Raw genomic sequence first — 18,694 nt, 5'->3', positions numbered from 1 at the left:
GGATCTGACCCTGAGCGATGCGAACGCGGCCGGAACCCTGATGCGCTTTGCCGTGCGCGGCATGACATGCGCGTCCTGCGTGGCGCATGTGGAGCGCGCGGTGCGGGCTCTGCCTGGCGTGGCGCGGGTTTCGGTCAACCTGCCGCTCGAGCGGGCCGAGGTGACAGGCGCCGCCGACGCCGACGCCATCGTCGCGGCGATCGCCGGGGAGGGCTACGAGGCCCGGCTCGTGAGCGAAGGCGCAGGCGCCGACAGCGAGCAGGCCCGCGCCGCTGCCGAGCAGACGCGGGATGAGGCCGTGCTCAGGCGCGATGTCATCGCCTCTGCGCTACTGTCGCTTCCGGTCATCATGCTGGAGATGGGCGGGCACCTCTTCCCTGATTTTCATCACTGGCAAGCCGCGACGCTGGGCGAGGCCACGCCGCGCTGGATCGCGCTGCTGCTGACCACGCTGGTGCTGGCGGGCCCCGGCCGGCGCTTCTTCCAGGTCGGGCTGCCGGCCCTGCTGCGCCGCCACCCGGACATGAATGCGCTGGTGGCGCTGGGCGCGGGCGCGGCCTACCTCTACTCGAGCTTCGCGACGATGGCGCCGGGCCTGTTTCCCGATGGCGGCGCGCATGTCTATTTCGAAAGCGCGGCCGTCATCGTCACGCTTATCCTGCTCGGGCGGCTGATCGAGACGCGCAGCCGGGGCCGCACCGGCGCAGCCATCCGCGAACTGGTGGCCCTGCAACCGCAGATCGCCGTGCGCCTGCGCGATGCCCAACAGGTCGAGACGCCCGTGGCGGAGATCATGATCGGCGATCTCCTGCTGGTGCGTCCCGGCGCGGGCCTGCCGGTCGATGGCGAGGTGGTCGAAGGGTCATCCTTCGTCAATGAGGCCATGCTCACGGGCGAGCCCATGCCGGTGGACAAGCATGTGGGCTCGCTCGTGCATGGCGGCTCCGTCAACGGCTCGGGCGCACTGACCATCAAGGCGACGCGGGTCGGGGGCGACACGCTGCTGGCCGGCATCATCCGGCTCGTGGAGGAGGCGCAGGGCGCCAAGCTGCCGATTCAGGGCCGGATCGACGGCATCACCGCCGTGTTCGTGCCGGTGGTGCTCGTCATCGCCGCACTGACCTTCGGGCTCTGGCTCTGGTTCGGGCCTGAGCCCAGCCTGCCCTTCGCGCTCATCACGGCGGTGTCGGTGCTGATCATCGCATGCCCATGCGCTATGGGTCTGGCAACGCCGATCTCGGTCGTGGTCGCCACGGGCCGCGCGGCGCAGATGGGGGCGCTGTTCCGCAAGGGCGAGGCGCTGGAGCAACTCGGCAAGGCGAAGCTCGTCGCCTTCGACAAGACCGGCACCCTGACGCTCGGCCAGCCAGAACTCACCCATGTCGAGGCCGCTTCCGGCGTCCCGCCCGAGATGCTTCTCACTCTGGCGGCCTCCATCGAGAGCCGTTCCGAACACCCCATCGCCCGTGCAATCGCCCGCGCCGCCGAGGCACGGGGCCTTGCGCTGCTGCCGGTGACAGGCTTCGAGGCGGCGGTGGGCATGGGCGCCGCCGGCCTTGCCGGGGACCGGCGCGTGGCGGTGGGCGGCGCCCGCTTCATGGCGTCGCTCGGGCTGGACACAACCACGTGGACGCAGCCGGTCGAGGCGAGGGCCGCGCTGGGTGAAACGCCCTTCTTCGTGGCCGTGGACGGCGCGCTTGCCGGCCTTCTGACCGTGGCCGATCCCATCAAGCCCGGCGCTGCCGAGGTGGTCGCCTCCCTGAAGCGCGCCGGGATGACACCGGCCATGATCAGCGGCGACCACGAGGTCACCGCGCGGGCCGTGGCGTCGCGCCTCGGCATTGCCGAGGTTGCGGCCAATGTGCTCCCGGCCGGCAAGGTCGATGCGCTGGCCAGGCTGCGCGAACGCCATGGCCCGGTTGTCTTCGTGGGCGATGGCATCAACGACGCGCCAGCCCTGGCCGCAGCGGACATCGGCGTCGCGGTCGGGGATGGCACCACCGTCGCCATCGAGAGCGCCGACATCGTGCTGGTCGGCGGCCAGCTCAAGGCGCTGGCCGATGCGATCGCGCTTTCGCGGGCGGCGATGCGCAATATCGGCCAGAACCTCATCTGGGCCTTCGGCTACAACATCGCGCTGATCCCGGTGGCTGCGGGCGTGTTCCATCCGGCCTTTGGCTGGACGCTTTCGCCAATCCTCGCGGCAGGGGCCATGGCCTTCTCGAGCATTTTCGTGGTGCTGAACGCGCTGAGGTTGCGCAGCTTCGGCGCCGGGACCACATTGCGGGAGGCGGCCTGACGCCGCTGCGACACATTCAAGCCAAGGAGATCGCCATGATCATCACCCTCGATGTCGCGAACATCCATTGCGGCGCCTGCGCGGCGCGCGTCACCAAGGCCATCCAGAAGGTCGAACCGACGATCAGCCCGCTGGTCGATGTCGAGAAGGGCCGCGTCACGCTGGACGGCCCCAAGGACATGCCGGCCATCCTTGCCTCGCTCGACAAGGCGGGATATCCGGCCAGCCTTGCGCAATAAGCGCTTCACATCCGGCGTGGGCGCGGGCACAAACTGCGCATGAAGCTATTCTTCTCGCCGGATCAGCTGCTCCACCGGCCGCAGCAGTATTTCCGCTTCGGCAAGATCGGGGCGGCAGTCGAGAATCCCAGCCGCATGGAGACGCTGGCCGGCTCACTGGCCGGCCTCGGCCTTGACCGGGTGGAGCCGGAAGATCACGGGCGCGAGCCCATCCTGGCAGTGCATGACGCCGCCTATCTCGATTTCCTGGAGCGGATCTGGGGACTCTGGACGCAGTTGCCCGATGCAGGGCCGGAGGTGCTGCCGAACATCCACCCCTATCGCGGCGCAGGCCCCGACCTGTTCCGAGCGGACAGGCCGCGCAATACCGGCGCCATCGGGCTGGCGGGCTTCCATATAGGGGACATGTCCTGCGCCATGGGGCCGGGCACCTTCGCTTCGGCCTATGCCTCGGCGCAGGCGGCGATCAGTGGCGCGAAAGCGCTTCTGGCTGGCGACCGGCGCGCGCTGGCGCTGTGCCGGCCGCCCGGACATCACTGCTACCGCGACAGGGCCAATGGCTTCTGTTTCCTCAACAATGCCGCGATCGCGGCGGAATTGCTGCGCGAGCGCTTTGGCAAGGTGGCGATCCTCGATTTCGACACCCATCACGGGGACGGAACGCAGGCCATCTTCTATGCCCGCGGGGACGTCCTCGTCGCCTCCTGCCACACCGACCCGACCGATTACTATCCGTTCTTCGCCGGCCATGCCGATGAGCGCGGCCATGGCGCGGGCGAAGGCGCGAACCTCAACATTACGCTTTCGCCCGGCGTCGGCGACGCTGCATATCTCGAAGCGGCACAGGGCCTCGCCAAGGCCGTCCAGGCTTTCGGCGCCGAGGCGTTGATCGTCTCGGCAGGGTGGGACGCGCACCGCGATGATCCGCTGTCCAGGCTCACGGTGACATCGGAAGCCTATCCGCGGCTCGGCGCGATGATGGCCGGGCTTGGGCTGCCGACGCTGATCGTGCAGGAGGGCGGCTATTCGCTCGCCGCGATCGCGGACGCGGCGCCATCCTTCATCACGGCCTTTCTCGGCGGCCACCGCTGACAGGACGCCGAAGCGGAACCCCAGTCACAGGACTTGTCATGACCATGCTGCTCGACGGAAAGGCCCTCGCCGCCACCATGCGGCGCGAAATGGCGGGCAAGGTGACCGCCTTCGCCGCCGCCCATGGCCGCCCGCCCGGGCTTGCAGTGGTGCTGGTTGGCGATGACCCTGCCAGCCAGGTCTATGTCGGCTCCAAGGTGAAGCAGACCAGCGAGGTCGGCATGCGCTCCGTGGAGCATCGGCTCGGGGCGGGCGCCAGCGAAGCAGAATTGCTTGCCGTCGTCGACCAGCTCAACGCTGACGACAGCATCGATGGCATCCTCGTCCAGCTGCCGCTGCCGGCGCAGATCGACGCCATGCGCGTGCTGAACCGGATCGACCCGGACAAGGATGTGGACGGCTTCCATCCCGTCAATGCCGGGCGGCTGGCGGTGGGCGCGCCCGGGCTCGTGCCTTGCACGCCGCTGGGCGCGGTGGCGCTTGCCAGGCTGGCGCGGCCCGATCTTTCCGGCCTTCATGCGGTGGTGATCGGCCGGTCCAACATCGTGGGCAAGCCCGTGGCGCAACTGCTGCTGGCCGAGAACTGCACCGTGACAATCGCCCATTCGCGCACGCGGGACCTGCCAGCCCTGTGCCGCAGCGCGGACCTTTTGGTCGCGGCGATCGGCAGGCCGCACTTCGTCACGGCGGATTTTGTCAAACCGGGGGCCATCATCATCGATGTCGGCATCAACCGGCTGGCCGGCGAGGGCGGCAAGGGCAGGCTCGTGGGCGATGTCGACTATGAGGCCGTGGCGCCACTCGCCTGCGCCATCACGCCGGTTCCGGGCGGGGTCGGGCCGATGACCATCGCCTACCTGCTCTCCAACACGCTGCGCGCGGCGACGCTGCGGACGGTTGCGGGCTGAGGCGCGATTCCGTCCGAAAGAATCAATCCGAAACGCCTGTTGAAAAAACGACGTTCCCGATTCGGACTCTTGTCGGCGAGTCACGCCATCTTGTATGTCCGTCTGCGTAGGCCACGACATCTCGTGTGACGCTTCAAGACAGGTTCGGCTCCTCCGCCGACGCCGGCCATGCATATGGCAGGCGAACCCGAAGGGATTCCGATGTCTTGGCGCTGCGGTCGTGTCCCAAACCGGATACCCGGTTAAAGGCGGCAAAAGGATACTGAACGGATGTCAGATGTGGCAACATGGACTGAGGATCGCGTAGACCTGCTCAAGAAGCTCTGGACGGACGGGCTCAGCGCCAGTCAGATCGCAGGCGAACTGGGCGGGGTGACGCGCAATGCAGTCATCGGCAAGGTGCATCGGCTTGGTCTATCGGGTCGCGCCAAATCGCCGTCCAGCTCGGCGGTCGCCGTGGCGGCCCGCCCCCGCAAGTCCACGCCTTCGCGCGCGGCCAACGGCTTCAATGCCGCCAGCCATGCCCGCAGCGCGGTCGCGCTGTCGCCGCAGGCCCGCCAGCAGCCCGAGGCCCGCATCGAGCCCCGGGCCGAACTGGTCGACCCTGAAGTGGTGGTGCCCTTCTCCGAGCGCGTGACCATCATGGAACTGAAGGAGAACATGTGCCGCTGGCCCATGGGCGATCCGACGCATGCCGATTTCCGCTTCTGCGGCATGAAAACCGATACGGGCGTGCCCTATTGCAACCATCACTGCCGCATCGCCTACCAGCCCGCCGGCGAGCGCCGCCGCGAGCAGGAGCGCCGGCTGCAGCGCGGCTGACATCAGGCTGTTTCCTGTGGAATGCGAAAAGGGCGCAGAAAGCGCCCTTTTTCATGCCGCCCCCGGGATCAGGCCCGTGCGAAGGTCTCGTCGAGCGAATAGCCGGCGCCGCGCACGGTGCGGATGGGGTCGCGCCCATCCCCGCCTGAAAGCGCCTTGCGCAGGCGCCCGACATGCACATCCACCGTGCGCTCGTCGATCTCGGCATCGCGGCCCCAGACGGCGTCGAGCAACTGGCCGCGTGTGTAGACCCGGCCCGGCTTCTCCATGAAGAATTCAAGAAGCCTGAACTCCGTCGGCCCCAGATGCAGCTCGCCGCCGGAGCGCCAGACGCGGCGCGTGCCGCGGTCGAGCCGGATGTCGCCCGCGCCCAGCTCGTCGGCGATGCGCTCGGGGTTGACCCGGCGCAACAGGGCCCGCACCCGGGCCAGAAGCTCGGGCACAGAGAAAGGCTTGACCACATAATCATCAGCGCCGGTCGAGAGGCCGCGCACGCGCTCGGCTTCCTCGCCGCGCGCCGTGAGCATGATGACCGGCAGCGCCTCTGTTTCGCGACGCTGGCGCAGCCGTCGGCACAGCTCGATGCCAGAGAGGCCTGGCAGCATCCAGTCCAGCAAGATGAGGTCCGGCGTTTCCTCCCGAAGCCTCAGCTCGGCCTCATCGCCCCTGGCGCAGACCTGGACGGCATAGCCCTCCGCCTCGAGGTTGTAGCGCAGCAGCAGGCTCAACGGTTCCTCGTCCTCGACGATCAGGATGCGGGGCGCCATGGCCTGATCCTCACTGCGAGGGGTCGGACGGGGAATCGCCCTTGGGACGATCCGTCGGCAAGGCCTGGCCAGTCACGAGGTAGTGAACCGTCTCGGCGATGTTGGTGGTGTGATCGCCGAGACGCTCGATGTTCTTGGCGCAGAACAGAAGGTGCGTGCAGAAGGTGATGTTGCGCGGGTCTTCCATCATGTAGGTCAGCAATTCGCGGAACAGGGCGTTCTCGAGAGCGTCGATCTGGCCGTCGCGCGTCCAGACATCGATGGCGCCCTTGTCGTTGGACTGGGCATAGGCGTCGAGCACATCCTTGAGCTGGGCCTGGGCGAGGCGGCTGAGCGCCTCGACGCCGCCCATGGCCTTGCCCGAAAGCATGTGGCCCTGGACCTTGAGCGAGCGCTTGGCGATGTTCTTGGCCAGATCGCCGATGCGCTCGAGATCGTTGGCGATGCGAATCGACGCCATGACCTCGCGCAGGTCGTTGGCGACGGGCTGCCGGCGCATCAGCATCAGCACCGCATTGTCCTCGATCCTGCGCTGCAACTCGTCGAGCCGCGGATCGGTGGCGATGACGGACTGGGCGCGCTTGGCGTCCTCGCGCATCAGGGCGATGGTGGCGTCGGCCAGCATCCGCTCGCCGAGCCCGCCCATCTCGGCCACGAGCCGGCGCAGCTTGTCGAGCTCCTGGTCATAGGTCTTCGATATGTGGTCGCTCATCGTGCTGATCTTTCCGTCTTCTGCCGTCCGTCACGCCGCCGCACGTCCAGTCGCGATCAGCCGAAGCGGCCGGTCACGTAATCGAGCGTGCGCTTCTGCTCGGGGTTCATGAAGATCTTGGTGGTGGGACCGAACTCGATGACCTCGCCCAGATACATGAAGGCGGTGTACTGAGAGATGCGCGCCGCCTGCTGCATGTTGTGGGTGACGATGACGATGGTGAAATCGGCGCGCAGCTGCTCGATCAGCTCCTCGATCTTGCCGGTCGAGATGGGATCGAGAGCGGAGGTCGGCTCGTCGAAGAGGATAACCTCGGGCTGCTGGGCGATGGTGCGCGCAATGCACATGCGCTGCTGCTGGCCGCCCGACAGGCCCATGCCGGACTGCCTGAGCTTGTCCTTGACCTCGTCCCAGAGCGCCGCCTTGCGCAGGGCCTGCTCGACGCGGTCATCCAGCTCGGACTTGGACAGCTTCTCGTAAAGCCGCATGCCGAAGGCGCAATTGTCGTAGATCGACATGGGAAAGGGCGTCGGCTTCTGGAAGACCATGCCGATGCGGGCGCGCAGCTCGTTGATGTCGATGCCGGGGGAGAGCACGTTGCGCCCGTCCAGCATGACCTCGCCCGTGGCGCGCTGCTCGGGATACAGGCTGTAGATGCGGTTGAAGATGCGCAGCAGGGTGGACTTGCCGCAGCCGGAGGGGCCGATCAACGCCGTGACCTCGCGATCGCCGAAGTTCATGTTGATGTTCTTCAGCGCGTGATAGGCGCCGTAATGGAAATCAAGGTTGCGGACCGCGATCCGGACATGGGCGTCGCCATGGGGCGCGGCAGCGCCTGGCGCCTCCTGCACGGCCATCAAGGGTATCGTCATCGACATGGCGGCGACCTTTCGAAACGGGGCCCGGACTGATTCATTTGCGGTTGACCAGCGCGCGGGCAGCGATCGACAGCACGAGGATCGCGGCGGTGATGAGAAGCGCTCCGGCCCAGGCCAACTGCTGCCAGTTCTCGTAAGGGGCCGACGCGAAGGCATAGATCGTGACAGGCAGGTTGGAGACGCCGCCGGTGAGGTTCCAGTTGAACCAGAAGCTGTTGTTGAGCGCGGTGAAAAGCAGCGGAGCTGTCTCGCCCGAGATGCGTGCCAGCGCCAGCAGGATGCCCGTGACGATGCCGGCCTTGGCCGCGCGCCAGGATACCTGCCGGATGACGATGGAGGGCGGCGCGCCGAGCGCGGCCGCAGCCTCGCGCAGCCCGTTGGGCACGAGCCGCAGCATATCCTCGGTGGTGCGCACGATGACGGGCAACGCGATGATGGCGAGCGCCACCGAGCCCGCCCAGCCCGAATAGCCACGGAAGGGCATCACCAGGATGACATAGACGAACAGGCCGATGAGGATGGACGGGGCCGAGAGCAGGATGTCGTTGATGAAGCGAACGACCTCCGCAAGCTTCGAGCCGCGGCCATACTCCGCAAGGTATGTGCCGGCCATCACCCCGATCGGGGTGGCGATGGCGATGCCGAGGAAGGTCAGCACGATCGAGCCGACAATGGCGTTGAGCAGCCCTCCGCCCGCGGTGCCGGGGCCGGGCGTGATCCGCGTGAACAGGTCAAGGCTGATCCCCTGCCCGCCCTTCCAGATCAACATGCCAAGGATCCAGAACAGCACGAACACGGCCAGCGCGGTGGCGGCGGAACACGATATGCGCAGGATCTTGTCCTTGACGCGCCGGGACTGGCGGACGCGCCCCCATTTGACCTCGGGAGCGGCACTGCCGCGCATCGTGGCTGTGTCGGTCATGGCGCGCTCCTCAGTACTGGCGGACGCGGGAGACGAGCAGCCGCGCGATGACGAGCACGACGAAGGTGACGAAGAACAGCACGCAGCCCAGCGCGATCAGCGCGTTCATCTGCATGCCGAGCGCCTCGTTGAACTCGCTGGCGATGCGCGAGGCGATGGTGGAGCCCGGATCCATGATCGAGGCCGAAAGCCGGTTGGCGTTGCCGATCACGAAGGTCACCGCCATGGTTTCGCCCAGCGCACGGCCCAGCCCGAGCATGATCGCCCCGATGATGGAGACGCCGGCCTGCGGCAGGAGCACATGGCGCACCACCTCCCAGGTGGTGCAGCCGATGCCGTACGCGCTCTCGCGCAGAACGGTGGGGATCTGGTCGAGCATGTCGCGCGTCAGCGAGGCGATGAAAGGCACGATCATGAAGGCCAGGATGATGCCGGCCGAGAGGATGCCAAGGCCCGAGGGCGAGCGCGCGTAAAGGATGGTGCCGATGATCGGCATGCCCTCGACGACGCTGGAAACCGGCACCTGGAACCACGCCGCGAAGAGCGGCACGAACACGAACAGGCCCCACATGCCGTAGATTATGCTGGGCACCGCCGCGAGCAGCTCGACAGCCGTTCCCACTGGCCGCTTGAACCAGGCCGGGGCCAGCTGGGTCAGGTAGATGGCCGTGCCGATCGACAGCGGCACGCCGATCACCATGGCGATGAGCGCGGTGGAGAGCGTTCCGACGATGGCGGGCAGGCCGCCATAGACGTCGTTCATCGTGTCCCACTGCGTACCGGTGAGAAAACCAAGCCCGAAGGCCTGGAAGGCCGGCCAGCCGCCATAGACCATGGAGACCATGATGCCGGCGAGCAGCATCAGAACCGTGATCGCCGCAGCCTTGCTGGCCGCAGCGAAGAGCGGATCGAACCGGAACGGCTGCGCGCGCCGCGTCACCGCGACGGCGTTCTTGTAAGTCTGCTGTGACACGGCCACCATCATGCAACCCCGGTCCCCGGCTTGTCGACGCTCCAGCATCCCACGGCGCGGGAAACGCACGTCCCCCGCGCCGCGCGCATCATCATCAGAAGATGGGCTTGCCGGCGGTGTCGGTCATGCCTTTCCACGAGGCGCGGACCTTCTGCTTCACAGGCTCGGGCAGCGGCACGTATTCAAGATCGAGCGCCAGCTTGTCGCCATTGGTGAAGGCCCAATCGAAGAACTTGAGCGCAGCTTGCGAACGGGCCGGGTCGGCCGGCTTCGTATACATCAGGATGAAGGTGGCCGAGACGATCGGCCAGGCATCGGAGAAAGGCTGGTCGTTGAGGCTGATGCCGAAGCCGGGCATGGATTCCCACTTCGCCTCGGAGGCGGCGGCCTGGAACGACTTGTCGTCCGGCACGGGGAAGTTGCCCGCCTTGTTCTGCACAAGGGCGTAGGCAAGGTTGTTCTGCTTGGCATAGGCATATTCGACATAGCCGATGGAGTTGGCGATCTGGCGCACCGTGCCCGACACGCCCTCATTGCCGCGGCCGCCGACTCCCACGGGCCACTGGACCGAAGTGTTGGTGCCGATCTTGCCCTTCCAGTCCGGCGAGACCAAGCTGAGATACTCGGTCCAGACGAAGGTCGTGCCCGATCCGTCTGACCGGTACACGACGTTGATGGTCGCATCCGGCAACGTCACGCCGGGATTCAGCGCAACGATCTTCGGATCGTTCCACTTCTTGATGTTGCCGAGATAGATCTCCGCGAGGAGCGGGCCGGTAAGCTTGAGGCCGCGCTGGCCAATGCCCTGGACGTTCAGAGCCGGCACGAGGCCGCCCATCACCATCGGGAACTGGATCATGGCGTCGCGGGTCAGCTCTTCGCCCTTCACGGGGGCGTCGGTGGCGCCGAAGTCGACGGTCTTGGCGCGTATCTGGCGAATGCCGCCGCCGGAGCCGATGGACTGGTAGTTGAGGCCGATGCCCGTCGCCGCCTTGTAGGCTTCGGCCCACTTTGCGTAAATCGGGAAGGGGAAGGTTGCGCCCGCGCCGGTGATGTCGGCTGCCTGGGCGGGGGCGAAAGCCATCGCGGCAAAAGCCGCGGCCGTTATGGTGAACTTGCGCATCGGGAACTCCCTGCTGTCATGCGTGACGAGGACCATTCACACGAGTTGAATGACGGTTTTGTGACAAAACTGTCGTAATCGAGCGATCAACCCTCGGGCGGCGGAAAGACCACGCGGAATACCGCGCCTTCACCCAGCCTGCTCTCGATCTCAAGGCGTGCCCGGTGGCGCGCGACCAGATGCTTGACGATGGCGAGGCCAAGCCCCGTGCCTCCATTCTCGCGGCTGTGGGACAGATCGACGCGGTAGAAGCGCTCGGTCAGCCGCGGCAGGTGCTCGGGCGGAATGCCGGGCCCGTGGTCGCGCACCTCGAGAATCGGCCCGCCCTGCGGCGGGGCCGTGAGCGCGATCTCGACCACGCCGCCATCGCGGCCATAGCGGATGCCGTTCTCGACGAGGTTTTCCACCAGACGGAGCAGGTCGTCGCGATCTCCCCGGATCATGGCCGCCCCGGCCGGGAGCGCGGGCGCGAGCGCGACGCCGCGATCCCGGGCCGAAAGGCCGAGCGACTCCACGATCTCGCTCACGATCATCACCAGATCGATCATCCCCGTGGGCTGCTGGTGGGCGCGCAGCTCCGCGCGCGACAGCGACAGGAGATCATCGATGAGGCGGGCCATCCGCGCCGCCTGCTCGCGCATGATGCCCAGAAAGCGCTCGCGCGCTGGAGGATCAGCCCGTGCCGGGCCCTGCAGGGTCTCGATGAAGCCGAGCAGCGAGGCCAGCGGCGTGCGCAGCTCATGGCTGGCATTGGCGATGAAATCGACGCGCATGCGCTCGGTGGCGCGCTGCTCCGCGAGATCCTCGAAGACGCTCACGATCACCGGCGCGGCCATCCCGTCTTCGCTCACAGCGCCGATCCGCACCCGCATGACGCCGCCGGCGCCGTCATCCAGGACGATGCTGCGGGCGGTCGCATCCGTCGCCGCGAGGGCCAGAGCCGCGAGATAGTCAGGATCGCGGATGCCAAGGGACACCGGCCGACCTGCCGCAAGGCTGGGGAAGAGGCGGCGGGCCGTGGCCGAGCTGGCAAGGACGATCTCGTTGGGGCCTGTCAGGACCATCGGCAGCGCGAAGCTCTCGATGATCAGGCTGGACAGGCGCGCCAACCCGGCCTCCTGCGGCGGCGCAGCCTCCATGGCGACAGGGCGAGACTGTGAGGGCGAAGCGGCGCGAGCGGCCGCCCACCATCCGCCAAGCCCCGCCGCCAGCGCCGGCGCAAAGGCCCAGGCCAGCCCGCCCCCTGCCATGGCCAGCCCCGGCACAGCGGCAAGGCCCGCCATCGCCGCGCACCATGCGGCAGCACGAAGGCCACGCGCGCCGGAGGCCGGGGGGGCCGTACGGCCGGCCAGGGGGGAGGCGTCCGTGTCCATGGCGGCACCCTCGGCCGGAGATGGCCGTGCTCATCTAGGCAAGAGCGCGGCTGGGAGGCAAGGCCGGACTGATCTCGCGCTGTCCGGCCAACCCTTTTCAACTGGTCTTGTCTGACTTGCTGCCTCTGCTAGCGTTGCACGCTGAAGGGAAGCATCATGGCGACAGGCAAGACGGCGAAGGCCAAAAACCCGCGCAAGCGGGACGATACAGCCAAAAACCCGCGCAAGCGGGGCGAGGCGCCCAGGACCGACAGCGCAGCGCGCGCTGCGTTCGACATCGCGATGGCCAAGCTGCCTGAGGCCATCGACAAGGCCGCGTTCCGATCGGGCGACTATCCTTATGCCAAGAAGCTCAAGCGCAAGCCCTACGAGGCCGAGCTTCAGGCGCTGCAGATCGAGCTGCTCAAACTGCAGAACTGGGTGAAGGAAACCGGCGCGCGCGTGGTGATCGTGTTCGAAGGCCGCGACGGAGCCGGCAAGGGCGGGACGATCCACCGCTTCAACCAGCACATGAACCCGCGCAATGCGCGGATCGTGGCGCTGTCGAAACCCTCCGACACCGAAAAGGGGCAATGGTACTTCCAGCGCTACGCCGCGCAGATGCCGACCCGCGGCGAAATCGTGTTCTTCGACCGTTCCTGGTACAACAGGGCTGTGGTCGAGCCGGTTATGGGGTTCTGCACGCCAGCCGAGCACGAGGCCTTCCTGACCGAGGCGCCCGCCTTCGAGGGCATGCTCGCCCGCGACGGCATCCATCTGTTCAAGCTCTTCCTCACCATCGGGGCGGAGATGCAGATGAAGCGGCTGCATGCGCGCTTTCATGACCCGCTCAAGCGCTGGAAGCTCTCGCCGATCGATTTCGAGGCGATCACGCGCTTCGATGCCTATTCGGGCGCGTTCGAGACCATGCTGGAGCGGACCGACAGCCCGACCGCGCCCTGGACCGTGATCCGGGCCAATGACAAGCTGCGCGCGCGGCTCAACGCCATCCGCTTCGTGCTCAACGCCCTGCCCTATGCCGACAAGAACGAGGAGGCGGTGAAGGGCGTTGATCGCCGCATCGCGATGGGCTCGGACGCCTTCCTGCGCTGCGGCGGCGAGGAGGAGGCCATCAGTCAGGACGCGCCTTGAGCCGACGGGCGATCTCGTAAAGCCCCAGCAGCGTGAGCGCCAGAATGAAGGGCGCGATGTAGTAGATCAGTCTGAACAGCAGCAGAGCGCCGAGCAGAGGCTCGCGCGGGAGATGGGCGAGGCCGATCAGCATTGTGGCCTCGAAGGCGCCGACGCCGCCCGGCAGATGGCTGACGACGCCAACCACGCAGGCCAACACATAGATCGCGAGGAAGGCCTCGAAGGCGAGGCCATGGCCGGGTGGAAGCAGCACGTAGAGCACCGCCGCCGCCGCGCAGACATCGCCCGCGCCGAGCGCGATCTGCGCCAGGCTCACGCGCGCGCCAGGCAGTTCGAGACGCCAGCCCCGCAGCGCGATTCCGCGCCGGCCGCCGGCCACCCAGACCAGATAGCCCGCGACCATGGCCAGAATGGCCGCGCCTGCGCCCATGACGAGGCCGGGCCGGACCCTCACCAGCGCGGCGACCGCATCGGCCGAGTGGATGAGCGCGCCGCCCAGCACCACGGCCATGCCCAGCCAGAAGGTGAGCCCCACGATGACCGTGAGCTTGGCCACCTCGCTGGTGCGCACGCCCCGCTGCGAGTAGATCCAGTAGCGGATGGTGGTGGCCGTCACGAGCGGAAAGCCCAGCGTGAAGGACACCGAAAAGCTGGTGTAAGACGCCAGCACAGTGGTGCGGTAGGGGATGGAAAGCCCCAGCCGGCGCAGCGCCAGCGCATCATAGCCGGTCAGCAGGGCATAGCTCAGCACCGTGAAGCACAGGCCCAGCCAGAGCTGGTCGCGGCTGGTGGCGGCAAGGGCGGCCACCAGTTCCGCGCTGTCGATCTCCTGCAGGATGACATAGAGCACCGCGATCGAGGCGAGGAAGATCGTGGCGCTCGCCAAAGGGCCCAACCACCACCATCGGCCTCGTGGCTGGTCGCCTGACATGCGGGTTCCTGTGCTGGGACGCCGCAAGGGCGCCGGAATGGGGCTGGCAGCCGGGGCCCCGCCTCACCCCTTCTTACGGTAGACGAGCAGGGTCTTGAAGAGGCCGACGCGTTCAACCTCGCGTGTGCGCTCCAGTTCCGCGATCACGGGCCTGGCGGCATCGAAGGCGAAGGAGCCGGTGTAGAACAGCACATGCCCGCCGGGGGTGAGCTTGTCCACGAAGAGCTGCATGACCTCAAGATCGGTCTTGGCGCCATAGGCGTCGTTCTTCTCGCTGCGGAACTCGCAGGAATGGAACAACGTCACCACGTCGAAGGTGGGAAGCAGCCTGGGATTTGTGGTGTAGATGTCGCCGAAATAGCAGGTGTAGTGATGCAGCAGCGCCGGCTGGTCCTTCGCCAGCTTCATGAAGGCATCATAATCCGGCGTCGAGGCGTTGATCGACAGCACGGCATTGTCGAGCCCGGGCTCGGCGCAGCGTATGCCGACATAGTGGTGGCCGCCGGAGCCGAAATGGAAGATCGTCTTGCCGGTGATGGCGTTCTCCTCGAGCCACTGGACGAAGTGCACGTCGCAGGGGCATTCAGCCACCCTCAGGCCCCAGAAGCCGTCCCAGTCATTGAGTTTCATGGCGATCGGCTCCTTGCCGGGCTACGGTGCTCATTGCCGGCGTGCCTTGTGCAAGATTTGGGGTTGTTTGCGCGGACGGTGCGGCGGATGGATGGGTGCCGCCTCGGAGGCGGCCTGCGCTGCGCCGGCAGCGGCCATGTCGAGCGCGCAAGCTGCGGTGGGGCACCGCAGCGCAGACGCACCGGCCGTGATCAGGATCGCAGCCGGCAGAGCCGCGCGCAGGTTCGAGAGCATGGAAGCGGCCTCGTTCTCGCCGAGCGCGTCGAGCGCATCGTCGAACAGCACGATCTGCGGCGTCGCGACCAGCAGCCGCGCGATGCCGAGGCGCTGGCGCTCGGCCTCGGCCAGGGTCTTGTCCCAGTCCGCAACCTCGTCGAGGCGGTCGATCAGGCGATCCAGCCCGGCCCGGATCAGCGCCGCGCGCAGCAGCGCAGGCTCAGGCACGGCATCGTCCGCCGCAAGCACGTCGGCCAGCCTCGTCTCCGCCCAGCGCATCCGCCGGACCACCGAGCCGATGCGTGCCTCCGGCGCGACGGAGACCGCGCCCGAGCCCCAGTGCCACTGGTCGGCCACGGCCCGCAGCACGGCGCTGGCGACCTCCTGGCCGAGATCGCCCAGATGCAGCGTGCTGCCGGCGCGGACCTCGAAGGACAGAGGCGGGCCAAGCGGCCGCCCGTCGCGATCCTTCAGCACGAGGTCATGGGCAGCGACGACGCCCTCTGCTCCGGCAAGACGACGCGGGCGCTGCGCCGCGGCCGGGGGCTGATCCTCGAGCCTGTCAATGGCCTCGACAAGTTCGTTGACGCGCCGGGCGGAGGCCAGCCACTCGGCGATGCGCATGAAGTTCTCGACGATCCAGTTGAAGGCGATCTGCACCTGCACGAAGGCGGCGGCGATCTGCATGACGCTGCCGAGCGACAGCTCGCCAGAGAGATATTTGGGCGCCGCCAGCAGCAGCGGCACGACCGGGACGAGCACGCCGTTGCCGTTGGTGATCCAGGTCAGCTTGACGCGCTCGCGGATCACCGCCAGCCAGCGCAGCGCGAGGGTGCCATAGGTGTCCGCAATGGCGCGGCGCTCGGCGAACTGGCCGCCGCCCATGGCGATGGCGTCGGCCGAATCGCGCAGGCGCATCAGTCCGAAGCGGAAACGCGCCTCCGATTCATTGCGCTGGGCATAGCGCCGGGGCAGCCGGCGGCCCACCAGCAGCATCAGGGTCGAGATCAACACGCCGTAGAGAATGGCGGCCAGCACGAGATAGGCCGGGATGCGAACCGCGCCCTCGCCCTGTCCGATGGTCAAGGCCCCGCCGATAGACCACAGGATGCCCACGAAGGTGATGACGGTGATGACGGCCGAGAGCAGGCCGATGGCGAAGTCCACCAGTGGCTCGGTGGCCCAGCGCACGTCATCGGCGATCCGGTATTCGGGATTGGACGGCTCGAGGCCGGAGGGAGCCAGGCGCTGGAAGCGCCGGCGCGAGACCCACAATTCGACAAGCCGGTCTGAGAGCCACTGCCGCCAGTAGACCTGCAAGGTTTCGCGCGTCTTGAGAATGAGAACTCCGACGCCGGCCGCGACAAGCACGATGCCGGGGAAGGCCACCATCGCCATCCCGGCCACGGCGGCGTCCTTGCGCTCGAGCGCATTGAAGAACCAGCCATGCCAGGCGTTGACCCCGACATTGACCCCGACATTGACGACGACCATCGCCGCGAGCGACAGCGTCCAGAACCAGGCCTGCGCTGCGCCGCGTCCTCGCCACCAGCCGTGTGACAGCCTCAGGAACGAAGCCGCAGCCTCAAGGTCCGCCGCCAGACCGGCGCGCGGCTTCGCAGCCGGGGCGGCCGAGCCCTGTTCGGAGCCGGACAGCGTCGGCGATGCGGCGGAGGTCGGGAGAGTCGAGTCCGTCATCGCGCTATCAAACGGCCCCTTTGTGGCGGCAGTCGGACGCGCTGTGGACGCGACTTTCAGCAATTTCGTAAAACATGACGCAACCCCCTGACGCAGCCTTAATCACGCCATCGTGAACTGTCTCTGAACGGCGGGCCTGTCCAGAGCCAGCAATCATCGGGCCGCGCGACTTGCAGTCCGCGCGGTGTTCCGCACCTGTTCTTGTCGATTCCGGCAAAATGCCCTATGCGCAGAAGGGTCGCGGCGGGCGGCGGCGGCGGCGGCGCATGAGGGCCGCCGGATCGGGGGCTTCAGGCATATGGTCACGCGCGTCGCGACAGTCGCCTTCGAGGGCATCGAGGCCCGCGCGGTCGACGTGCAGGTCCAGCTCAGCGCAGGCGGCGTCGCCTTCGTCCTGGTCGGGCTTGGCGACAAGGCCGTTGCGGAGAGCAAGGAGCGGGTGCGCTCGGCGCTCATCGCCTCGGGGCTGGCGCTGCCCAACAAGCGCCTGACCGTGAACCTCGCACCGGCCGACATGCCCAAGGAGGGGAGCCATTACGATCTGCCCATCGCGCTCGGCATCATGGCCGCCATCGGCGCGATCCCGGCGGATGCTCTCGCTGGCTTCACCGTGCTGGGCGAGCTTGCGCTCGACGGCACCATTTCGCCCGTGACGGGCGTGCTCCCCGCCGCAATCGCGGCCAACATCAGGGGGCATGGGCTGATCTGCCCCGCGGCGTGCGGGCCGGAGGCGGCCTGGGCGTCCAGCGACCTCGATGTGCTGGCGCCGCAGACGCTGGTGCAGCTCGCCAACCACATGCGCGGCGTGCAGGTCATGGCCCGGCCCGTGGCCGCCATCGCCAAGCCGCCGCCGAACCTGCCGGATCTGCGCGACATCAAGGGCCAGGAAATGGCCAAGCGCGTGCTCGAGGTGGCCGCTGCCGGCGGCCACGCCCTCCTGATGAACGGACCGCCCGGCGCCGGCAAGTCGATGCTGGCGAGCCGGCTGCCTTCCATCCTGCCTCCGCTCAGCCCGCGCGAGCTGCTCGATGTCTCGATGGTGCATTCGGTGGCAGGGCTGATCGTCAATGGCGCGCTGACAGACCGGCGGCCCTTCCGGGCGCCGCATCATTCAGCGTCCATGGCGGCGCTGGTGGGCGGCGGGCTTCAGGCCAGGCCTGGCGAGGTCTCGCTGGCGCATCGGGGCGTGCTCTTTCTCGATGAGCTTCCCGAGTTCCAGCCGCAGGCGCTCGATGCGCTGCGGCAGCCGATCGAAACAGGCGAGGTGCTGATCAGCCGCGCGAACCACCGCGTGCTCTATCCAGCGCGCTTCCAGCTTGTGGCGGCGATGAACCCTTGCCGCTGCGGCCGCGCCACCGAGCCGGGCTTCGCGTGCAAGCGCCAGCCCAATGAACGGTGCATGGCGCAATATCTCTCGCGCATCTCCGGCCCGCTGATGGACCGCATCGACCTCGCCATCGATGTCCCTGCGGTCACCGCCGCCGATCTGATCCTGCCGGCGCCGGCGGAGGGGTCCGCCGAGGTCGCGGCCAGGGTGGCGGCGGCCCGCGAGCGGCAGCGCGCCCGCTTCGAGGCGCTGGACCAGCCCGATATCCTGACCAATGCCGCGGCGCCAGCGCCGGTGCTCGACGAGATCGTGAAGCCCGACGCCGCAGGCCAGAAGCTGCTGCGCGACGCGGCCGACGCGATGAAGCTCACGGCGCGCGGCTATCACCGCGTGCTCAAGGTGGCGCGCACGCTGGCGGACCTCGACGGCGAGGAGAAGGTCCAGCGCCTGCATCTGGCGGAGGCGCTGTCCTATCGCTCCCGGGTCGCGGACAGCGTCTGAGCGCTGGCTCCCGCTCGCGCAGGACATGCCGAAAGCGATTGCACGGGAGGGGCCGATCGCTTTATATCGACCTCGCGCGGGTGTAGTTCAGAGGTAGAACGTCAGCTTCCCAAGCTGAATGTCGTGGGTTCGATTCCCATCGCCCGCTCCAG

At 67.7% G+C, this 18,694-nt stretch carries 17 protein-coding genes and 1 tRNA gene; 8 read left to right on the top strand and 10 right to left on the bottom strand.

Annotated elements, in window-relative coordinates; all coding sequences use genetic code 11:
• The first annotated feature begins 40 nt into the window (after positions 1 to 40).
• From HEQ16_04275 to HEQ16_04255, 5 genes are all read left to right on the top strand, one after another.
• Positions 41 to 2,299 carry a copper-translocating P-type ATPase gene (locus HEQ16_04275; protein ID MCO4053272.1) on the top strand — a complete coding sequence of 753 codons (2,259 nt, stop codon included), beginning with the start codon at positions 41 to 43 and terminating at the stop codon, positions 2,297 to 2,299.
• Between the two features lie 35 nt (positions 2,300 to 2,334).
• Complete coding sequence (locus HEQ16_04270; GenBank protein MCO4053271.1) at positions 2,335 to 2,538, top strand: heavy-metal-associated domain-containing protein; 204 nt, start codon at positions 2,335 to 2,337, stop codon at positions 2,536 to 2,538.
• 39 nt (positions 2,539 to 2,577) lie between these two features.
• The gene (locus HEQ16_04265) at positions 2,578 to 3,630 is read left to right on the top strand and encodes a histone deacetylase family protein (GenBank protein ID MCO4053270.1); all 1,053 of its coding nucleotides are present in this window, start codon (positions 2,578 to 2,580) and stop codon (positions 3,628 to 3,630) included.
• A 38-nt stretch (positions 3,631 to 3,668) separates the two neighbouring features.
• Entirely contained in the window at positions 3,669 to 4,538 is an 870-nt protein-coding gene (folD, locus tag HEQ16_04260) for a bifunctional methylenetetrahydrofolate dehydrogenase/methenyltetrahydrofolate cyclohydrolase FolD (protein MCO4053269.1), read from the top strand.
• A gap of 270 nt (positions 4,539 to 4,808) precedes the next feature.
• On the top strand, positions 4,809 to 5,360 hold the full coding sequence (locus tag HEQ16_04255) for a GcrA cell cycle regulator (protein ID MCO4053268.1): 552 nt from the start codon (positions 4,809 to 4,811) through the stop codon (positions 5,358 to 5,360).
• Between the two features lie 68 nt (positions 5,361 to 5,428).
• Here HEQ16_04255 and phoB read toward each other — a convergent pair whose 3' ends face one another.
• The 7 genes from phoB to HEQ16_04220 all read right to left on the bottom strand — a co-directional run bounded on the left by phoB (position 5,429) and on the right by HEQ16_04220 (position 12,018).
• On the bottom strand, positions 5,429 to 6,127 hold the full coding sequence (phoB, locus tag HEQ16_04250; GenBank protein MCO4053267.1) for a phosphate regulon transcriptional regulatory protein PhoB: 699 nt from the start codon (positions 6,125 to 6,127) through the stop codon (positions 5,429 to 5,431).
• A gap of 10 nt (positions 6,128 to 6,137) precedes the next feature.
• Positions 6,138 to 6,839 (bottom strand): phosphate signaling complex protein PhoU, encoded by a 702-nt coding sequence (phoU, locus tag HEQ16_04245; GenBank protein MCO4053266.1) that lies wholly within the window; start codon positions 6,837 to 6,839, stop codon positions 6,138 to 6,140.
• Positions 6,840 to 6,895: 56 nt separating this feature from the next.
• The gene (gene pstB, locus HEQ16_04240; GenBank protein ID MCO4053265.1) at positions 6,896 to 7,696 is read right to left on the bottom strand and encodes a phosphate ABC transporter ATP-binding protein PstB; all 801 of its coding nucleotides are present in this window, start codon (positions 7,694 to 7,696) and stop codon (positions 6,896 to 6,898) included.
• Between the two features lie 55 nt (positions 7,697 to 7,751).
• Positions 7,752 to 8,639 (bottom strand): phosphate ABC transporter permease PstA, encoded by an 888-nt coding sequence (pstA, locus tag HEQ16_04235; protein MCO4053264.1) that lies wholly within the window; start codon positions 8,637 to 8,639, stop codon positions 7,752 to 7,754.
• A 10-nt stretch (positions 8,640 to 8,649) separates the two neighbouring features.
• On the bottom strand, positions 8,650 to 9,624 hold the full coding sequence (gene pstC, locus HEQ16_04230) for a phosphate ABC transporter permease subunit PstC (GenBank protein ID MCO4053263.1): 975 nt from the start codon (positions 9,622 to 9,624) through the stop codon (positions 8,650 to 8,652).
• A gap of 82 nt (positions 9,625 to 9,706) precedes the next feature.
• Positions 9,707 to 10,735, bottom strand: a complete 1,029-nt coding sequence (gene pstS / locus HEQ16_04225) for a phosphate ABC transporter substrate-binding protein PstS (protein MCO4053262.1) — start codon at positions 10,733 to 10,735, stop codon at positions 9,707 to 9,709.
• A gap of 86 nt (positions 10,736 to 10,821) precedes the next feature.
• On the bottom strand, positions 10,822 to 12,018 hold the full coding sequence (locus HEQ16_04220) for a hypothetical protein (protein ID MCO4053261.1): 1,197 nt from the start codon (positions 12,016 to 12,018) through the stop codon (positions 10,822 to 10,824).
• A 246-nt stretch (positions 12,019 to 12,264) separates the two neighbouring features.
• On the opposite strand from HEQ16_04220, the gene ppk2 reads away from it, so the two are divergent.
• The gene (ppk2, locus tag HEQ16_04215; protein MCO4053260.1) at positions 12,265 to 13,239 is read left to right on the top strand and encodes a polyphosphate kinase 2; all 975 of its coding nucleotides are present in this window, start codon (positions 12,265 to 12,267) and stop codon (positions 13,237 to 13,239) included.
• On the opposite strand, the gene HEQ16_04210 is transcribed toward ppk2, so the two are convergent.
• The 3 genes from HEQ16_04210 to HEQ16_04200 form a co-directional block, all read right to left on the bottom strand.
• Positions 13,220 to 14,170 (bottom strand): UPF0104 family protein, encoded by a 951-nt coding sequence (locus HEQ16_04210; protein ID MCO4053259.1) that lies wholly within the window; start codon positions 14,168 to 14,170, stop codon positions 13,220 to 13,222. The two genes, ppk2 and HEQ16_04210, sit on opposite strands and share 20 nt — an antisense overlap.
• Before the next feature lie 63 nt (positions 14,171 to 14,233).
• The gene (locus HEQ16_04205) at positions 14,234 to 14,800 is read right to left on the bottom strand and encodes a hypothetical protein (protein ID MCO4053258.1); all 567 of its coding nucleotides are present in this window, start codon (positions 14,798 to 14,800) and stop codon (positions 14,234 to 14,236) included.
• Positions 14,801 to 14,830: 30 nt separating this feature from the next.
• Positions 14,831 to 16,714 carry an ABC transporter ATP-binding protein/permease gene (locus HEQ16_04200; GenBank protein MCO4053257.1) on the bottom strand — a complete coding sequence of 628 codons (1,884 nt, stop codon included), beginning with the start codon at positions 16,712 to 16,714 and terminating at the stop codon, positions 14,831 to 14,833.
• Between the two features lie 298 nt (positions 16,715 to 17,012).
• On the opposite strand from HEQ16_04200, the gene HEQ16_04195 reads away from it, so the two are divergent.
• Both HEQ16_04195 and HEQ16_04190 read left to right on the top strand, forming a co-directional pair.
• Positions 17,013 to 18,542, top strand: coding sequence for a YifB family Mg chelatase-like AAA ATPase (locus HEQ16_04195; GenBank protein ID MCO4053256.1), 1,530 nt, complete (start codon positions 17,013 to 17,015; stop codon positions 18,540 to 18,542).
• A gap of 76 nt (positions 18,543 to 18,618) precedes the next feature.
• A tRNA-Gly gene (locus tag HEQ16_04190) sits at positions 18,619 to 18,693 on the top strand.
• Position 18,694: the final 1 nt, after the last annotated feature.

Origin of the sequence: Bosea sp. (in: a-proteobacteria), assembly GCA_023910605.1 — a bacterium.
GTDB lineage: Bacteria > Pseudomonadota > Alphaproteobacteria > Rhizobiales > Beijerinckiaceae > Allobosea.
The sequence above is the reverse complement of the archived record's forward strand: the minus strand, read 5'-3'. Positions and strand labels throughout refer to the sequence as shown.

Coding starts and splice junctions, on each gene's coding strand:
- phoU (MCO4053266.1), bottom strand. CDS start 6,839: ATGAGCGACCACATATCGAAGACCTATGACCAGGAGCTCGACAAGCTG.
- pstA (MCO4053264.1), bottom strand. CDS start 8,639: ATGACCGACACAGCCACGATGCGCGGCAGTGCCGCTCCCGAGGTCAAA.
- phoB (MCO4053267.1), bottom strand. CDS start 6,127: ATGGCGCCCCGCATCCTGATCGTCGAGGACGAGGAACCGTTGAGCCTG.
- HEQ16_04220 (MCO4053261.1), bottom strand. CDS start 12,018: ATGGCGGGCCTTGCCGCTGTGCCGGGGCTGGCCATGGCAGGGGGCGGG.
- HEQ16_04265 (MCO4053270.1), top strand. CDS start 2,578: ATGAAGCTATTCTTCTCGCCGGATCAGCTGCTCCACCGGCCGCAGCAG.
- HEQ16_04195 (MCO4053256.1), top strand. CDS start 17,013: ATGGTCACGCGCGTCGCGACAGTCGCCTTCGAGGGCATCGAGGCCCGC.
- pstC (MCO4053263.1), bottom strand. CDS start 9,624: ATGATGGTGGCCGTGTCACAGCAGACTTACAAGAACGCCGTCGCGGTG.
- HEQ16_04270 (MCO4053271.1), top strand. CDS start 2,335: ATGATCATCACCCTCGATGTCGCGAACATCCATTGCGGCGCCTGCGCG.
- folD (MCO4053269.1), top strand. CDS start 3,669: ATGACCATGCTGCTCGACGGAAAGGCCCTCGCCGCCACCATGCGGCGC.
- ppk2 (MCO4053260.1), top strand. CDS start 12,265: ATGGCGACAGGCAAGACGGCGAAGGCCAAAAACCCGCGCAAGCGGGAC.
- HEQ16_04210 (MCO4053259.1), bottom strand. CDS start 14,170: ATGTCAGGCGACCAGCCACGAGGCCGATGGTGGTGGTTGGGCCCTTTG.
- HEQ16_04200 (MCO4053257.1), bottom strand. CDS start 16,714: ATGACGGACTCGACTCTCCCGACCTCCGCCGCATCGCCGACGCTGTCC.
- HEQ16_04255 (MCO4053268.1), top strand. CDS start 4,809: ATGTCAGATGTGGCAACATGGACTGAGGATCGCGTAGACCTGCTCAAG.
- pstS (MCO4053262.1), bottom strand. CDS start 10,735: ATGCGCAAGTTCACCATAACGGCCGCGGCTTTTGCCGCGATGGCTTTC.
- pstB (MCO4053265.1), bottom strand. CDS start 7,696: ATGGCCGTGCAGGAGGCGCCAGGCGCTGCCGCGCCCCATGGCGACGCC.
- HEQ16_04205 (MCO4053258.1), bottom strand. CDS start 14,800: ATGAAACTCAATGACTGGGACGGCTTCTGGGGCCTGAGGGTGGCTGAA.
- HEQ16_04275 (MCO4053272.1), top strand. CDS start 41: ATGCGCTTTGCCGTGCGCGGCATGACATGCGCGTCCTGCGTGGCGCAT.